Below are 16,497 nucleotides of genomic sequence, written 5' to 3'. Positions count from 1 at the left end.
CGGCAGTCTCCACGCCGTAGTGAGCGCAATCCTCGTTCAGGCCGGCGTATTCATGCAGCGAGTACTTGATGCCTTGTTTCACCCCGATGACTGCCAGCGCCGAGAGGTACGGGTCGCCGATGGGTGACAACAGCGGGTTCGCTTCCTCGTAACCGTGATCCAGGGCGTAGGCAGTGGTGGAAGCATCCAGTGCCGAGCCCAGGCCCGGGCCCCGCGTGTTCGCGCAGCCGGTGAGTGTGGCGGCCATGAGCGCGATTCCCATGAATCCTATCGAGCGAGTCAGTCTTGAGTGAGTTGGCTTCGAAGGTGCTATGTCTGTGTTTTTTTGGCATCGGTCGCGAAGCGGCGTGACGGTATCGCCTGCCTCAATCAATCGCAATGTCGAATAATTCACCTCGAAGCCATCATCGATATGGAGATGGATCAAATGAAGCGCCAGCTCGGTCGAAGCCCAACGGTCGTAGGAATCGATAAATGCAATGTGTTCACCTCGCGCCACCGCTACACCACTGTTGCGAGCATCGGCCGCCCCGCGATTTTTCTGGGTCACGATACGGATGCGGTCATCACGAAACTCACGACACACCTCCACGGTGCGATCAAAAGAGCCATCGTCGACGATGATCAATTCAAAATCCTGAAACGTCTGATCGAGAACTGACTGAATGGCGTCACCGACAGAACGTTCGGCGTTGAAAACGGGCATGACGACGGAGAAAGTAGGCGTGTTCATGGAATCAACTCTTGCTGAGGTAGGAAGGGAGGTTTCGTTACCCTTCTTTACACTCAAAAAGCGTGCCAGATTTATTTTAACTTTATAATCAGTTCCTTAGGATGATTACTTCCGCAGGCGACTCTCGATTTGCAACGAAACGTAAGCTCAATGCGCAATCTGGAGGTCTAGACCTCGCAAACTGCAAAGGCGAAGAGTGGGATAACTGTCTTCAGGGGGGCGCCATTGGCAAACTTTAATTAAATCCATGGGCTCGGCACCGATGATCGGGACTTTGAACGCAGGTTGCCGTTTATCGTACAGAGCATCATGGCTAGGGTTACCGCTTCGGAACACTGGAATCGAGACAAGGGCGGGGACGGTGGCAGGGAGTAATGGTGGGGATAGTCGAAGGAATTGGGTGTTGTCTGAAAATTCGGCTCTCATGCAGCGCTCGACAACAGGCCATTGTCACCACAGCCCTGAAGCTGCTGGCCAGCTTGTCGTAACGGGTATTCAACCGGCGCTTTTCCTTTCGTCAGCCAAATAGACGCTCGACCACATTGCGTCGATGGTATTCTTCGTCCGCCATGATACAGCGGGCGCCTTTGCGAGGCCGGCCCGAACGACCTGATCATCGAACCTTCTCCGGCAACTCGGTCAATTGAGTCGAGTCAGCCAACCTCGATTGCGGCCGAGCGCATGATCCAGTGGTTCTATCGATCCTTCCCTTTTTTGCCGGAACCACTGGCCGGCCGAGTGGCTCTGATGGAAGTTGAATATGCCATCCAGATGTCAAGATTCATATAGCCATCTTCACATAGACGAGGATGCAAGCGCGTAAGAATCCGATCGAAGGTGCCATCATCGCCGCACTGTGTATTGGAGCAGGGAATCCAGAGAATGCCATCAAATATCTGTCGATAATCCCTGCACGGGTGCTTCATGTTATGAGATAGAGAAACGATGTCCTGAATGATCTGCCAGCGCTGATCGGAGAGCTCGCAATGGCTTGCCATGACCGTCTCCTGTTCAGTGAATGGGGTCAACGTAGCAGTTATGATTTTTCAGATGGAACCTATGGCAAGATTTGGCTCGAGGGGGCTGATCCGCGGTCGATGAGACCGAACCGATGGATCCAGAAAACCGCGTGAAAGAAACGCGAGCCATATTAGCGCGATCATTCATGTAAGTGATCTGGGAAGAACGTTTTTCTCCAGTTGACTGAAACCGTGGCAGCTTCCAGCTTTACTCTAATGACAGGGTCAAGCAGGTGAGGAGTCATGCAGCCATGTTTCGAATGCATGTTACTGCCTGATGACGCGCGCCCTATTCGGGAGACTATCGCCGCTCACCAGCGGCGTCTCGAAACGTTGGACCGGAAGAGAGCCGAGCTTCATTGCACTCTCGCTTCACGCATTGGATGCAGTCGAAGCGAGAGAGCAATTGAGCAGCACATCAGCCGATGTTCAGAAACGCCTTCAAGTCATCCAGATCGTTGTAGTCGTCGCTGCCGCCCTGTAGTTCATCGATTCTGGCCGCGAGCCGCTTGTCCAGGACACCATCCGGGTGAGTGATATCGTGAAGTTCGGTCAGATAGTCCACGAACTTGTCGAACTCATCCTCGATCTTGCTATTGGCGTTGGGCGTCAGGACGTACCAGGTACCCGATTTCTTGAAGTAAATCTGGTCATTGTCGGGTCCGCGCCCCACTCTAATGGAAGCGACGTCGACCTTATCGATATCTTCCTTGAAGTCCCCGAAATTACCCGGCGATCCCGAATCGCCGAAGATAGTGACCGTTCCTGGGTTCTCATCCCAGGCCGCGGGGGCGTCGGCGTCGAGATACTGTCTGATGGCGTCGGTATCGTTGTATCTATCAGTCTTGCCGAAGACATCGTTCATCTCATCGACTCGATCCTGGTCCAGTGTGCCATCGGGGCTGGCGATGTCGTGAAGGTCCGTCAGATAGCGGATGATCTTTTCCCGTGTGCTTCGATCGGAGTCATCTCCTTCTGAGGTGTTGATGATCTGCTTGACACCGTCCTTGACGAAGATGACACGTCCATCATCCTTCAGTTCGATCGAGCCGATGTCGACGCGGTCGATGTCTTCCTTGAAGTCGCCATAGGTTCCGGGAATGCCGCCGTCACCGAAGACCGGTAAGCCGCTGGGATCGGTGCCGAGGTCGAGCTCGTCGCGCAGGTCGTCGAGGTCGTTATAGTCGTCAGAGCCTCCCAGCAGCTCGTCTATCTCGTCCGCCAGTTCCTGGTCCAGCTCGCCGTCCGGATGGACCATGGTGTAGAGGTTCTTGAGGTAATCGAAGATATCGTTGGCATCGCTTTTCGACAGACTTCCCCGATTTTCGGTATCGATTTGCCAACGGACGCCATCCTTGATGAAGCTGATCTTGCTGCTATCGGTCGAATCGAGTTCGATGGAGTCGATCTCGACACGATCGATATCCTCCTGGAAGTCCTCGAAGGTACCCGCCTTGTGTTTGCCATCCTTGCCCAGCAGGAGGGGTTGTGAATCGTCGAGCGCACGTTTCAGGTCGTCGATGTCGTTATAGCGATCGGATTCGTCGTGAAGCCGGGTAATTCTATCGATGACTTTCTGATCTCGCTTTCCGTCGGGGTGAGTGATTTCATGAAGATCGGTGAGGTATTCGATGATCTCCTTGCGGTCGCTCTCGTCGGCTTTTTCGCCAATCAGCGGGTCGATGACCTGCTTGACCCCATCCTTGACGAAGATGACGCGACCATCGTCGGCCAGCTCGATCGAGCCTACGTCGACGCGATCGACGTCTGTCTTGAAGTCGCCGGCCGTACCGGGGTCTCCGTCGTCGCCGAAGCGAGGCAGGCCCGAAGGATCCGGGGTGCCTTCGCCGATGCCGGTGTCGTGATCGTCGTCCCAGTCATCGAACCAGTCGTCGGAGATGTTGCCGTGCTCTTCGACGTATTCGGTGAAGTCCTCGTATTGCTCCGGCCTGGCTTCCCACATCGGCTTGTCTTCGGGGTAGAGGTCGTCGTAGCGGCTGGAGCCGTGATAGTAGTTGTATTCGTAACGGGCGTGGAGCACATAGTTGAGCTTGTCGCCCCAGTCTTCCTCGGTGACGCCGAGCCCGCCCCAGGTGCGGAAGTCGTCCCGCACTTCCTCTTTCTTCTGATCCTGCTTCTGCTTGGCGATCACACCGGTGACGATGGCGGCGATGGCGCCGAAGCCGACGCCGGCGATCCCCAGTGCGCCGGAGGCCACGCCCAGCGCCGAGGCGGTGGCTGGCCCCGCGATCATGCTGGCCAGTTGGGTGCCTGCCATGCCGGCGATGCCCACGCCACCGAGTAACTGCATCGAGGCCGCGGCGTATTCGCTGGGAAGGGCATCTGGGTTGTCGCGCAACTGGTCGATCGACATGGCGCCCAGGGCGATGTCCAGGATACCGCCGGCGCCGTCGGCGATACCGCCGACCGCCCCCAGCACCGTACCCACGATCCTGAGCTTGCTGGGGGTATCCATCTCGCTCGGGTCGAGCCCCATGTTACTGAGCCGGTCATCGGCCATGCCAAGCACGCTGGCGCGACTGTCGGCATCCAGATCATCGAGATTGTCGGTCAGGCTCTGGCCATTGTTGCTACTCGCGCTGGAGATGCGCTCGTTGGGATCGTTCAGCGCCTCCTCCAGGCCGACGTCGGCATCGTCGGGGAGGGGAACGAAGCGGGCGCCGTCACCTTCACCGCTGGCGATCTCGTCGAAGAAGCGCTCGACGTCGTCGGCCCAGCCCGGCGTAAGATCCGGCGTATCCAATTGCGGCGCGGTTGCGGAGATCGCCTGGCGCTGGCTCTCGAGGGATTCGAGTTCGATGACATCGGCTTCCGGTACCGAGACATTCTCCGTCGAGCTCGGGAAGCGTTTTACGAACGCTTCCCGAAGTTGATCGTTGTTCTCGAGACCGAGCCGCGTCGCCATGCCGGGCTTGTCGAAAGTGTCCTGGAACAGTTCATACGTCTTGGCGGTGGCCAGCGCCATGGCGGGAGAGGTGGCCACGGTAATCAGCAGCAGTCGCGCCGCCGCCAGACGATCTTCCGTGGTCTCTCCCATGTTCTTGTTCAGGGTGTAGATCGCGGCGGTGGCAGTGAGGATGCCACCCATGCCGGGGAGCACTCCGTTCTTCATGCTGGCCTGGAGCAGCGCGGCCGCTCCGTTTCTGACCCCGGTAGGTAGGTCGGAGTTGTTCTGGCCGATGACCTCGGAGATCCTCGACGAGACGTCCTTGATGTCGAACTTGCCGTTCTCCTTGAAGGAATCGAAAATCGCGTTGGAGGCGATCTTGACCGCTGCCTTGTAGCTGTCCAGCCCGCGCTTCACGTCGCCGGGCAGGTCACCCTCGCCGTTCTTGAGATAGTTCTGGACGGCCCGGTCGGAAAAGGTAATGCCGAAGATGGAGGAAAACGTGCCCTGCAAACCCATCTGCACCTGATCATTGACCGCCGTCTCGAGGGCTTCATCGGAATAGTTCCCCTCTTCGATCACGCCACTGATCTCGTCGATCAGCCCCTTATCGAGTATCTGGCTGCGGACTTCGCTGGCCTTGTCGCTATCCAGATAGTCCAGCGTCTTGATGTCGTTGGCGAAGCGGGTCTTGGCGGCATCCTCACCCAAGCCTTCGAGCATCTCCAGATACTCAGGACTCATCATGGTCTCGTGGACGCGATTGGTCAGACCGGCCTTGTCCTTGATCTTGTCGACGGCACCCTGCATCAGGTCGTCGACACCGGAGATGACACTCTCGTTCTGGGAAACCTCGGCGAGCTTGCTGGCGATCTCCTCCTCGTCGAGCAAGCCATAGGTGCTCGCCTGGTCCATGATCACGGAATCCGACAGGGTCGGCTCGGTATCGCCCGGCCACGGGAACGCATCCTTCTGGGTCTGGTAGGGCAGGATGCCGTAGCCGTTGACCAACGCGGACTTGGCCTGAAGCAACTCATAGTACTGTCGGCGAGGGTCGTCGAGATCCAGATCGCCCCACTCTTCCTTCATGGTGTCGTTGAACAGCTCGCCGACCGTCTTGCCGTCCTCGGTCGTCTCGGCGTTCATGACGTCGGTCGCTTCCGAGTCCTCGACCTTTACCTCGATGTTGTTATCGGTCTGGCTGATCTCGGTGCCCGCCAGCTTGTTTTCCAGCACTGAATACTTGAAGGGTGATAGATGTTCGGAAACGGCGTAAGTCTTGCCCTCATACTTGAAGGTGATGGTCGTGGCGTCTTCACGTTCGGGTTTCAGGTTGCTGACGGGGGGGAGTCCGTCGTCCTCTTCCACCACTTGCCAGTTCTTTTCCCTGGCCTTGGCTCTGAACGACTCGAGACTCGGATTTTCCTTGTCGGACGCTTCGCCGTCACTCGATTTGCGGGAGAGAGACTCTTCGACACTGCGAGGTGTGACGACAACTCCGGAAACGGACATGGCGTGGCTCCTGGTTATTTTCCCCGCCGACTCTCTGGTGGCCGGCTTTTTCGGGCTTGGCAAGGAGGGGCGAGCGCGAAGACACGCTCACGGGGCTTTCGTTATGTTACTGACCCCTAGAGGGTAAAATCAGAAGTCACTCGATAGGTCTCCCTTTGGGTTAAATTGAAGGCATACCACGTGTTTTTATAAGATTTATTGTTTCGATAGTGTTTAAATAAGGGATATCCTTCAACTTAAGTCGATATTTTGGGCGATCCCGATAAAGGCCTAAAATCTTGATATTGGTAGACTGACGAATATCCGGGTTTTGTCCGACGATCACGGCCGAGTTTCCGTAAAAACTTAAGTCGTGCTGCCAACGGGGCTTCCTATGAGTAAGCTCCCTGCTGGCCCAATGTGAAGAGCATCAGCATGGAACACGACTTCTGGCAGGCGCGATGGAAAAACGATGAACTCGGTTTCCATCTCTCGTTCGTCCATCCCATCCTCAAGCGCAACGTTTCACGTTTTGGCCTCGCTGGCGATGCGAGGGTCTTCCTGCCGCTGTGCGGCAAGACTCTGGATATCGGCTGGCTGCTGGAAGCGGGGTATCGTGTGATCGGCGCGGAGCTGAGCGAGATTGCGGTCGGCCAGCTTTTCGAAGCACTGAAACTGGTCCCGGACATCTCCTCCTGGGAGGGCGGTCAATACTGGCACGCCGGTAGATTGACGATCTTCCAGGGCGACATCTTTCGCCTCGACGCCGATGATCTGGGACCGGTCGACCTGGTCTACGACCGCGCTGCGCTGGTGGCCCTGCCGCCGTCGATGCGTGGCGCCTATGCCGCCAAGATCCTGGCGTTGACCCACGCCGCGCCGCAGTTGCTGATCACCTTCGAGTACGATCCGGCGGAAAAAGCGGGGCCGCCGTTTCCGGTGCTGCCTGAGGAAGTCGCCGGCCATTACGCCGGGAGCCATACCATTGCCGAACTGTCACGCAAGGATGTGCTCGAGTCATCACTCAACTTCAAGGAGGCCGGTGTCACCCGGTTTGTCGAGGTGGCGTGGCAGTTGCTGTCCAGGCCTCGGTAACGCGTGAAATTCCCGGGTAAGCGTGAGTGAAGTGACGACCCGTCTGTGGGCGGGTCCTCGGTGGCCGATCATCCTCTACTGACTGCCGCCGGCTCCATGTCGATGATCACCTGACCCTTGTCGGCCTCGCCGGTGGTGGCGGGCGAGCGGAACCTAGCGTCGGGTGCGCGCCGCCTGGGTGATCGCCCTCGCACACTCCAGCAGCGGTGGTCCGAGAGTATCGATGGCGTTCTCCAGCTGCCAGCGGCTGGCAGGCGCGGTGACGTGCACTGCCGCCACTGGCTGCCCCGAGGCGTTGATCACGGGGGCGGCGATATTGATGTCGCCGCGGAAGTATTCGGCGTTGTTCCAGGACAGGCCACGCCGACGGCACTGCTGCACGATCTCTAACAGGTCCTCGATCTCGGTGACGGTGTTGGCAGTGTGGGCGATGCGCTCGCTGCGTGTCAGGTGATCAAGCAGGGAGGTGTCGTCGAGTGCCGAGAGGTAGGCGCGCCCGGAGGCAGTGCAGAACATCGGCACGCGGCTGCCGATCGGCATGTGGATCGGGATGTAGTGGCGGCTGGTGAAGCGCGCCACATAGACCATGTCGAGCCCGCAGGGCTCGGTCAGCGAGACCGTCTCCAGGCAGCGATTGCTGAGATCCGACAGATACGGGTTGGCGCAATCGATCAGCAGATTGGCCTCGAGATACTGTGCGCCCACGCCGAGCACGCCGATGCCGATCCGGTACTTGCGGCTCTGCGCCACGCGCACCAGATAGCCGAGTTGCTCCAGCGTATGGGTGATGCGCTGCACCGAGCCCATGCTCATCTCGGTGAGTCTGGCGATCTCCGACAGACTGAGTTCGCTGTGGTGCGCATCGAACAGCCCCAGTACCACGAATGCCTTCTCGATCGACTGGTTGAACAGCGCCGAGCGGGTACCGGCGCTTGCTGAGTCGGCCATCGGGTCTCCTGTCATCGCTCCAGCCAATCCTGGGTCCGATAGTACTGGATCACCGCCGCGACGTAGAGCCGCTGCAGGCCGTGCAGCGGGATCGGCGCGATAGGGGTGAGCGGCAGCGGCAGGGCATCGGCGAGTGCCCGGGTACCGAGATGGCGACCGATCAGGCTGCCTAGATGGGTGCCCATTCCCACGCCACGGCCGTTGTAACCCAACGCCACGTGCAAGCCGGGGGCGGGTTCGTGCACGTGCGGCATGGCATCCTGGGTCAGCGCCACCCGTCCGCCCCAGGCATAGTCGATCTCGACGCCCTTCAGCGCCGGATAGAGCCTGGTCATGCCGCTGATCAGATGGCGGAAATCGCTGGGGGCGCGGGGGTCATGGAAAGGCCCACGTCCGCCGAACAGCAGCCGGCCGGCGGCATCGCGGCGGAAATAGAACAGCAGCTTGCGCGCATCCGAGGCGACCTCTCCCCGGGGCAGAATGGTCGCGCCTTCCTCCGCGCTCAGCGGCCGGGTAGCGATCTGAAAACTGTTGGCGGCGATCACACTGCGCGCCAGACCGGGCTGCAGGGTGTCGGTATAGCCGTTGGTGCACAGCAGCACGCGCTCGGCCGTCACTTCCCCACGGGCGGTGGACGCCCGCCAGCCCCCGGCATGGCGGGCCAGCCCGGTCACTGCCGAACCTTCGTGGAGCTGTGCACCCGCGGCGCTCGCTGCTCGGGCCAGGCCGCGCACGAAGGCCAATGGGTTGAGGCTGCCCGCCCGGGGATCGCGCCAGCCGGCCAGATAGGCCGTGGTACCGAGGCGTTCGGCGCAGGCCTCCCGCGCCAGCCACTCGACCTCGACCCCACGCGCGGCCCACTGCGCGGCGCGGCTCTCGATCCGCTGGATACCGGCGCGGGTGGCCGCGGGTTGCAGCCAGCCTTGGCGCTGCGCGTCGCAGTCGATGGCGTGGCGCTGGATGAGCTCGAAGACCACGTCGGCATTGCGGCTGCTGGTGTCGATCAGGCGCTCGCCGCGCTCCTGACCATAGCGTTCGATCAGCTGATCGGGGTCGTACTTGAGCCCCGGGATGACCTGGCCGCCGTTGCGCCCCGAGGCACCCCAGCCGATCGTGTCGGCCTCCAGTAGACGCGTCGAGATGCCGCGTTCGGCCAGCGCAAGTGCCGCCGCGACCCCGGTGAAGCCGCCGCCGACGATCAGCACGTCGCTGTGGCAGGCGCCCTCGAGGGGGGGAAGCAGCGCCGCCGGCGGCTGGCTGTCGGCCCAGAGCGAGCGCAGCATCGGCTGTGAAGTGGGCATGGTCGCGCCTCCTGTTCAGTGGTCGAGCACGCGGCGCAGAAAATCCTGCGTACGCGCATTCCGTGGCTCGCTGAGCACGCGCGAAGCAGGCCCCTCTTCGACGATCTGGCCGCCGTGGAGGAAGCAGACCCGGTCGGCCACCTCCCTGGCGAAACTCATCTCGTGGGTGACCACGACCATGGTCATGCCCTCCGCGGCCAGATCGCGCATCACCGTCAGCACGTCGCCCACCAGTTCCGGGTCGAGCGCGGAGGTGGGCTCGTCGAACAGGATCGCCTCCGGACGCATGGCCAGTGCCCGGGCGATCGCCACCCGCTGCTGCTGGCCGCCGGAGAGCTGGGTCGGATAGGCCGTCTGCTTCTCGGCCAGGCCGACCTTCTCGAGCAGCGCCTGGGCGTGCTGGCGCGCCTCGGCCCGCGACTCGCCCTTGACGAAGACAGGGCCCTCCATCACGTTCTCGAGCACCGTGCGGTGGGGAAAGAGATTGAAGCGCTGGAACACCATGCCGACCCGGGTGCGCAGGCAGTGGATATCGCTGCGCCGGACATCCACTGTCTGGCCATGGATGGTGATCGTGCCGCTGTCGTAACTCTCCAGACCGTTGATGCAGCGCAGCACGGTGGACTTGCCCGAGCCCGACGGGCCGATGAGACAGACCACTTCGCCGGCGGCGACCTCGAGACTGACGCCCTTGAGCACCTGGGTCGCGCCGAAGGCCTTGTGGATATGGTCGATGGCGATCATTGGTCGGCTCCCTGTCGCGACTTGGCGAAGAAACGCTCCAGGCGGTTGACGCCGAAGATCAGCGGCAGGCTGAGCGCCAGGTACATCAGCGCCACCATGGTGTAGACGGTGGTGTTCTGGAACGTCGAGGCGGCGATCAGCTGCCCGGCCCGGGTCATCTCTGCCACCGTGATGGTCGAGGCGAGGGAGGAGTCCTTGAGGATCATGACCGCGGTATTGCCGTAGGGGGGCAGGGCGATGCGTATTGCCTGGGGCAGGACCACACGGCGCATGATCAGGGCGCTCTTCATGCCGATGGACTTGGCCGCTTCGATCTGGCCCGAGTCGACCGCCTCGATGCCGGCGCGGAAGTTCTCCGCCTGATAGGCGCTATAGGCGATCCCCAGGCCGATGATGCTGGCCTGGAAGGCGCTCAGGTCGATGCCCAGTTCGGGAATGACGAAGTAGATGTAGAAAAGCTGCACGATGATCGGCAGGCCGCGGATCACGTTGATGAAGGTGCCGGCCAGCGCCGAGACCGGCGTCAACGGCGAGCGTTTCATCAGCGCCAGCAGCAGCCCCAGCACGGTGCTGAGCAGCAGGGCGCCCAGGGTGATCTGCACCGTGACGACGGCACCCTTGAGCAGGATCGGGAAAAACGCGGCGATATCGGCGTACGCCATAGGGTCCTCCTGGGCCGAGACCGGGCGCGCCGGACAGCGAGGTCCGGCGTGCGGCGGTCAGCGGGGAAGGGTGGGAGAGCGGCTGAGTGTCGCTGGCGACACGCGGGGGCGTACTACAGCCCCCACTTGGCGAAGATGGCGTCGAGCTTGCCGCTTGCCTCGAGCTTGGCCAGGGAGGCGTTGACGCGCGCTAGCAGCGCGGTGTTGTCCTTGGCCACGGCCAGCGCGAGCTCGCCCACCATCTGCTGCTGGTAGTCGGGAGACAGCTCGAGATCGGCGAAGCGGCCCTGCTTGAGCTGGTAAGCCATCACCGGTGCGTCACCAATGCCCGCCACGATGCGACCCAGGGAGACGTCGCGCATCATGTCGGCAAGGGTGTCGTAGTTGCGAATCTCGGGAAACAGCCCGGTCGCCTGCAGCTGGCGTACATAGGTCGTACCCACCTGGGCGCCGACCACCTGGCCCTTGAGATCATCGAGTGTATGAATGTCGCCCTGATGATCACGCTTGACGATCACGCCCTCACCGTAGGGATAGACATCGTCACTGAAGGCGACGACCTTGGCGCGCTCGGGGGTACGCAGCATGGCCGCCGAGATGATGTCGATCTTGCCCGAGGTGAGCGACGGAATCAGCGCATTGAACGGCGACTCCTTGATCTCGACTTTGGCCCCCATGTCCTGGCCCACCGCCTCGATCAGATCGACCATGGCGCCGGTGATCTTGCCGCTGGAGACATCCAGAAAGGTGAACGGGATACCGCTGGGGGTGGCGCCGGCGACCAGGGTCTCCTGTGCCTGAGCGGCGTTGATACCCGCTGTGGCGAGACCCAGCGCAGCGGCGGCCACGAGGCAGTGGCGGCGGAGGCGAGAGAGCCAACGCAAAGATGGGCGGGGAGTGGGTGAGTAATCGATCATGAGGCTACCTGTCTTGTGGGGTTGTTATGTCGACTCAGCGATTCACCTGCCTGTTCGAGCCTATCCAAGCGTTAAGTTATCGGCAAGTGTTAAAAGTTATCGAATAACGATAATAAGATACTGTCGTATCAGCGCGGCTTGCGCCAGCCCCGCCGAGGTATCTCCTAACAAGCGATCCCTGCTCGAAAAATCGGCGAGTCACGCGATACGTGGAGCAGCGCAGACGCGACGCTCTTGAAGGAATGGCAGGTTGCTCGAATACCACCAAGGTCTAACTGCTCGATCCCGGGCTGGACTGGGGTAAGCTGGCGACAGGTACCGGCACAGTTGCAGCCTGGTGGCTGATCACTCAGTAAGTGGGGGAGAACCGATGGAACATCGATTCTGGCAACAGCGCTGGGAGCAGTCACAGCTCGGCTTTCATCTGAGCTTCGTCCATCCCATTCTCAAGCGGCATCTGGTGCACTATGCGCTTAGCCCGGGGACACGGGTGTTCCTGCCGCTGTGCGGCAAGACCCTGGATATCGGCTGGCTGCTGGGTGAGGGGTATGCGGTGGTCGGCGCCGAGCTGAGCGAACTGGCGGTGGCGCAGCTGTTCGCCGAGCTCGGGGTCGAGCCGACGATGAGCGAGTGGGAGGGCGGCCAGCGTTGGCAGCACGGCGCGCTGAGTGTATTCCAGGGCGATATCTTCGCGCTGACCCCAGCGGCGCTGGGTGCGGTCGATCTGGTCTACGACCGCGCCGCCCTGGTGGCGCTGCCGCCGCCGATGCGTGACGCCTACGCCAGCCAGGTGCTCGCGCTGAGCGGTGCCGCACCGCAGTTGCTGATCACCTTCGAGTACGACCCGGCGGAGAAAGAGGGCCCGCCGTTTCCAGTACTGCCGGCGGAGGTCGCCCGCCACTATGCAGACACCCACGAGATCGCAGAGCTGTCGCGCAAGGACGTGCTCGAGTCATCACTCAACTTCAAGGAGGCCGGCGTCACCCGGTTTGTCGAGGTGGCGTGGCAACTGCTGCCGAGGCCTGCCTGACCGAAATTGTGAGCTGCTGATAGCGGGCCGGTGCAGCGAGCCGTCGCATCCACGCCATCGATCGACCGCTACACTCCATCTCACGGTCGAAGTGGGCGGTAGCAGTGAATCCGGCGCCCGTCCCACCAGGATATCGCTGCTGGAGTGAATCCATTGCCTATGTAATAGTGTCTCGTATCCCTGGCCGAGAGTACCCCATGAACGATCGATGGATGTGTGCGCTGCCCGCTTTCCTGCTGAGCGCTCTGGCCTTGGCCGGCTGTGCGAGTCTGATGGACAGGTCGTCGTTGAGCCCGGCTCAGAATGCCCGTGTGGCCGTCTACGAAACGCTGGTCGAAAACAATGCGTCGGGGCAGCAGGGCAATGCAGCGGCTTACTGCATCGGCTATGGCCGGGCGTCCCGGCTCTCCGACCCGGACGATGCGGTACTGGCCGCGCTGTCCTCCAATGCCAGGGTACGCCCGGCGTCTGACTGCAACGTCAGTGACCGCGGCGCTCAGGCCGTATTGCGCTCGACGGGCGAGCGCGCACTGATGTTTGGCACGAGCGACGTGCGTTGCGAATCGGATACCGAATGCACCCTGAGCGGCGGCTACTACGAGGCCAACGCCAGTGGGCAGACCAACGTCTATCGCGCACGCCGGGTGGACGGCGAGTGGCAGGTCGAGTTGAAAGAGCTGGGTCCGATCGCATAGGGCGATCAGCCGGCTCGGTTACACAACACGACTGGCGTCATGCGCCCGTTCGTTGATCAGGCCCACAAGATCCCGTCCCGGGGGCCAGGGCGCTCCAGACCCGGCTCGGCCGCTAGCACGCCGTACTGCGAACCGTGACCGCCCCACGACGTCATCGGTCTGGCCACGATAACCGGCGCGGCGAACGTCGAATTCGCTCTGGCGATCGGCGAAGGCTCAAGCCGGCGTAGCGGCAAGCCGATGTCGACCGAGATTCTGATCGCGCCGGAAGGCGACGATGTCGACGGCCGCTTGGCGCGTTTCGAACACGCCGGAGGCGTGATGTTCGAGCTGGAACCGACTTCGCTTTAGGCGGTTCGGGTTCGACGGATGCCACCGCGATAAGACTGATGGCTTGAGAAGCCGCTCTATTTCAGAAGCGGCTCGTAACCGCACGTCGATTATTGATCCCACAGTGGCCGAGATAAGCATACGGTCCCCGGATAGGGTTGTTGCCATTGCAACCTGAATCCACCGTCGTAGGCGGTACCAGCTGGCTCAAATCCTGGCGGGTGCCGTTCAAGCGGCCGATACAGGCCCTAGGAAAGGCCGCACACATCTCCGGCGCCGCCCGCGGCTGCATCGGTGCCGTGGTGCGCGCCGGCTGCGAATTCACGCGGGCAGATGCCGAAGCGGTGTTGAATAGCCGGGAGAAGTGGGAGGCGTCGTTGAACCCCCAGCGCAAGGCCACTGCCAGCACCCCGGGGGGAGCGGGATCGAGCAACTCACGTGCGCTGCGCTGCAGGCGTAGCTCGCGGATGAGGCCGCTGATCGATAGCGAAGACTCCTCGAACAGCGCGTAGAGCGTCCGGCGCGAGACCTTGAAACGCATGGCCAGCCTGTCCGGCCCGAGGCCGGGCTCTGCCAGATGGTCGCGGATATAGGTTTCGACCGCCAGACGAAAGGCGTCCCGCACCGGCAGCCGGTCGCGCTCCTGCGCCTCCAGCGTCGCGCCCAGCGCGATGGCGATGATGCTGTTGAGGGCGGCGCTGAGCCCGTCCTGCACCTCACGGCCAACTGCCGCTCAGGTATCGCCCCTGGAACAGTGAACGGTTGGCGCTCTGGCGTTCCTCCTCTGTTTTACCGAGCCGAAGATACAGCGCATGTGCCGTGAGCAGTTGGATAGGCTTGCCCAACGCATTGGGTCCAGGCACCTCGCCGTCCGGAGACGCAGCGCTGCCTCGACCGAGCTGACTGTGGACGGTTCGGGAGCGGCCATTGCCGCACGAGGCAGGCACGCGGCGGCCAGTGGCAACAGCGCCGGATATCAGTGCGGGGAGCGTTCCCGCTGCGCTACCCGGAAGTGCGGGGATGCGGGCACGGCGTCGGTCGCCCGGCGCGCCATGCCAGGCAGTCGGCCCTTGACCACGACACGGTTTCGGCCCAGCCGCTTGGCTTCATACAGGGCGCTATCGGCACTGTTGATCAACCCTTCCATGCTCGCCCCTTCCCTGTCCGGGAAGGTTGCGGCGACCCCCACGCTGAGGGTCACGATGGGCAGGATGCCCGGGCCGGGGTGGGGTAGCGCGAGCTGCTCCACGCCACGGCGTATGGCCTCGGGGTCGACAGCGGTGTTGGCGGGAAAAATCAGCGCGAACTCCTCGCCGCCATAGCGCGACAGCATCTCGACGGGACAGCCGGCGCCGCTGGCGATGGCGGCGGCAATGGCCTGCAGGCAGGCATCGCCTGCGGCATGCCCGGCGGTGTCGTTGTAGGATTTGAAGTGGTCGACATCCATCATCATCAACGTCAGCGGCTCCCGGTTGGCGATGGCGGCATGCCAGGCGGCCGACAGGCGCAGGTCGAAGCTGCGCCGGTTGCCCGCGCCCGTCAGTCCATCCAGATGCGCAAGGCGGCTCAGTTCATTGACCAGATCGGAGAGCTCCGCCGCGCGAATTTTTTCGCGCAGCCCCAGCAGAAAGCTGTCCTTCTGGGTGCGCTCCTGGCGTCTCACCAGTTCCAGACAGAGGATCATCACCACCGACATGAACACGATGATGTCGGCCACGGCGGCAAACTCGGCAGGGCTCGTCATGGCCAGCGTCAGGCCGAAGAAAACCGTGATATTGAGTGCACACAGCGATATCGCCTGTCGACTCTTGATCGGCAGGGCGATCACGTAGGTGCCCACCATGCCGGCAACGGTCAGGTAGCGGGCCGTGAAAGGGGAGTCGATCGCGGTGGCGAGCAGGCAGACGATGGCGATGGTCGGTACGATCGATGCCGTCAGTACGAACCAGCGGCCCCGCTCGGATAACGGCGCGAAGAGCACCAGCAGCAGACACAGGAGCAGTATGGGCAGGAGGATGCCGAGCTTCAGCACCAGCGCGAAGTACAAAATGCCGCCCTGGGCGTCGACCACCAGCCCGAACAGCGAGAGCAGCGCCACGATGATGACATAGGTCGTCAGCGCGCGCCGCCAGGCCACGTCCCGATGGTTATCGAAATCGCGCTCCAGTGCCGGTTCCAGCACTGTCCGGTACCAGGGCCGGCGAAGCGCCCTGTCGATGGTCTGGGCGTCTGTCATCCTGGCCTTTGCCCCCTGTGGCCGACCCTTGCTTCAATGCAGATTATAGTAAATTCCCGGATGGCGTGAGGCGAGGGCCCGCTAAGCTACGATTTCGCGGGCAAGGTCGCGTTCATCGCCGGCGCCGGTTCAGTTTTGCGTCGCGCGGCCGCCCTCGCCTTCATCGATGCGGGTGCAAGCGTGGCGCTCGTCGATCTCAAGCGCGAATCCTTGGATGCGCTTATGAACGGAATCGCGGCGAACAATGGACAGGCTGGAAGAGATCGCCGGCACGCTTCTCTGGCTGTGTTCGAGTGCCGGCGGCTTCACCCTCGGATCGACGGTGCTCGTGGATGCTGGCCAGACCACCCCAGGTCGTGTTGACACTACGTATTATTTCGGCGATTAG

General features: G+C 61.9%; 13 protein-coding genes and 1 pseudogene. 3 read left to right on the top strand and 11 right to left on the bottom strand.

Annotated elements, in window-relative coordinates; all coding sequences use genetic code 11:
- The 3 genes and pseudogenes from DOM54_RS17960 to DOM54_RS17950 form a co-directional block, all read right to left on the bottom strand.
- On the bottom strand, positions 1 to 733 hold a 733-nt coding region (locus tag DOM54_RS17960; RefSeq protein WP_162619915.1), incomplete at its 3' end, for a glycosyltransferase family 2 protein.
- A 439-nt stretch (positions 734 to 1,172) separates the two neighbouring features.
- Positions 1,173 to 1,731 (bottom strand): annotated as a pseudogene (locus tag DOM54_RS20320) (transposase); the annotation flags it as partial.
- 439 nt (positions 1,732 to 2,170) lie between these two features.
- Positions 2,171 to 6,172, bottom strand: coding sequence for an MgtC/SapB family protein (locus tag DOM54_RS17950; RefSeq protein ID WP_110717638.1), 4,002 nt, complete (start codon positions 6,170 to 6,172; stop codon positions 2,171 to 2,173).
- A gap of 414 nt (positions 6,173 to 6,586) precedes the next feature.
- Between DOM54_RS17950 and tmpT (DOM54_RS17945) the strand changes: the two genes are divergently transcribed.
- Positions 6,587 to 7,246 carry a thiopurine S-methyltransferase gene (gene tmpT / locus DOM54_RS17945; protein WP_110717637.1) on the top strand — a complete coding sequence of 220 codons (660 nt, stop codon included), beginning with the start codon at positions 6,587 to 6,589 and terminating at the stop codon, positions 7,244 to 7,246.
- Positions 7,247 to 7,399: 153 nt separating this feature from the next.
- Here tmpT (DOM54_RS17945) and DOM54_RS17940 read toward each other — a convergent pair whose 3' ends face one another.
- From DOM54_RS17940 to DOM54_RS17920, 5 genes are all read right to left on the bottom strand, one after another.
- The gene (locus DOM54_RS17940) at positions 7,400 to 8,194 is read right to left on the bottom strand and encodes an IclR family transcriptional regulator (RefSeq protein WP_110717636.1); all 795 of its coding nucleotides are present in this window, start codon (positions 8,192 to 8,194) and stop codon (positions 7,400 to 7,402) included.
- A gap of 11 nt (positions 8,195 to 8,205) precedes the next feature.
- Positions 8,206 to 9,495 (bottom strand): NAD(P)/FAD-dependent oxidoreductase, encoded by a 1,290-nt coding sequence (locus DOM54_RS17935; RefSeq protein WP_110717635.1) that lies wholly within the window; start codon positions 9,493 to 9,495, stop codon positions 8,206 to 8,208.
- 15 nt (positions 9,496 to 9,510) lie between these two features.
- A complete protein-coding gene (locus DOM54_RS17930; protein ID WP_110717634.1) occupies positions 9,511 to 10,239 on the bottom strand; it encodes an amino acid ABC transporter ATP-binding protein in 729 nt (242 codons plus the stop codon).
- Positions 10,236 to 10,901, bottom strand: a complete 666-nt coding sequence (locus DOM54_RS17925) for an amino acid ABC transporter permease (RefSeq protein WP_110717633.1) — start codon at positions 10,899 to 10,901, stop codon at positions 10,236 to 10,238. Before DOM54_RS17925 ends, DOM54_RS17930 begins: the two co-directional genes overlap by 4 nt.
- A 113-nt stretch (positions 10,902 to 11,014) precedes the next feature.
- Positions 11,015 to 11,818, bottom strand: coding sequence for an ABC transporter substrate-binding protein (locus DOM54_RS17920; protein ID WP_110717632.1), 804 nt, complete (start codon positions 11,816 to 11,818; stop codon positions 11,015 to 11,017).
- A 370-nt stretch (positions 11,819 to 12,188) separates the two neighbouring features.
- On the opposite strand from DOM54_RS17920, the gene tmpT (DOM54_RS17915) reads away from it, so the two are divergent.
- Positions 12,189 to 12,848 (top strand): thiopurine S-methyltransferase, encoded by a 660-nt coding sequence (tmpT, locus tag DOM54_RS17915; RefSeq protein ID WP_110717631.1) that lies wholly within the window; start codon positions 12,189 to 12,191, stop codon positions 12,846 to 12,848.
- A gap of 197 nt (positions 12,849 to 13,045) precedes the next feature.
- A complete protein-coding gene (locus DOM54_RS17910; protein WP_162619914.1) occupies positions 13,046 to 13,543 on the top strand; it encodes a hypothetical protein in 498 nt (165 codons plus the stop codon).
- A gap of 412 nt (positions 13,544 to 13,955) precedes the next feature.
- On the opposite strand, the gene DOM54_RS17900 is transcribed toward DOM54_RS17910, so the two are convergent.
- The 3 genes from DOM54_RS17900 to DOM54_RS20105 all read right to left on the bottom strand — a co-directional run bounded on the left by DOM54_RS17900 (position 13,956) and on the right by DOM54_RS20105 (position 16,418).
- Positions 13,956 to 14,588, bottom strand: a complete 633-nt coding sequence (locus DOM54_RS17900; RefSeq protein ID WP_206019142.1) for a helix-turn-helix domain-containing protein — start codon at positions 14,586 to 14,588, stop codon at positions 13,956 to 13,958.
- Between the two features lie 261 nt (positions 14,589 to 14,849).
- Positions 14,850 to 16,109 (bottom strand): GGDEF domain-containing protein, encoded by a 1,260-nt coding sequence (locus DOM54_RS17890; protein ID WP_110717629.1) that lies wholly within the window; start codon positions 16,107 to 16,109, stop codon positions 14,850 to 14,852.
- Between the two features lie 129 nt (positions 16,110 to 16,238).
- Positions 16,239 to 16,418 carry a hypothetical protein gene (locus DOM54_RS20105; protein WP_162619913.1) on the bottom strand — a complete coding sequence of 60 codons (180 nt, stop codon included), beginning with the start codon at positions 16,416 to 16,418 and terminating at the stop codon, positions 16,239 to 16,241.
- Positions 16,419 to 16,497: the final 79 nt, after the last annotated feature.

This window comes from Salinicola acroporae (assembly GCF_003206615.1).
Taxonomy (GTDB): Bacteria; Pseudomonadota; Gammaproteobacteria; order Pseudomonadales; family Halomonadaceae; genus Salinicola; species Salinicola acroporae.
The sequence above is the reverse complement of the archived record's forward strand: the minus strand, read 5'-3'. Positions and strand labels throughout refer to the sequence as shown.

Coding starts and splice junctions, on each gene's coding strand:
- DOM54_RS17925 (WP_110717633.1), bottom strand. CDS start 10,901: ATGGCGTACGCCGATATCGCCGCGTTTTTCCCGATCCTGCTCAAGGGT.
- DOM54_RS17935 (WP_110717635.1), bottom strand. CDS start 9,495: ATGCCCACTTCACAGCCGATGCTGCGCTCGCTCTGGGCCGACAGCCAG.
- tmpT (WP_110717631.1), top strand. CDS start 12,189: ATGGAACATCGATTCTGGCAACAGCGCTGGGAGCAGTCACAGCTCGGC.
- DOM54_RS17930 (WP_110717634.1), bottom strand. CDS start 10,239: ATGATCGCCATCGACCATATCCACAAGGCCTTCGGCGCGACCCAGGTG.
- DOM54_RS17940 (WP_110717636.1), bottom strand. CDS start 8,194: ATGGCCGACTCAGCAAGCGCCGGTACCCGCTCGGCGCTGTTCAACCAG.
- DOM54_RS17920 (WP_110717632.1), bottom strand. CDS start 11,818: ATGATCGATTACTCACCCACTCCCCGCCCATCTTTGCGTTGGCTCTCT.
- tmpT (WP_110717637.1), top strand. CDS start 6,587: ATGGAACACGACTTCTGGCAGGCGCGATGGAAAAACGATGAACTCGGT.
- DOM54_RS17910 (WP_162619914.1), top strand. CDS start 13,046: ATGAACGATCGATGGATGTGTGCGCTGCCCGCTTTCCTGCTGAGCGCT.
- DOM54_RS17950 (WP_110717638.1), bottom strand. CDS start 6,172: ATGTCCGTTTCCGGAGTTGTCGTCACACCTCGCAGTGTCGAAGAGTCT.
- DOM54_RS17890 (WP_110717629.1), bottom strand. CDS start 16,109: ATGACAGACGCCCAGACCATCGACAGGGCGCTTCGCCGGCCCTGGTAC.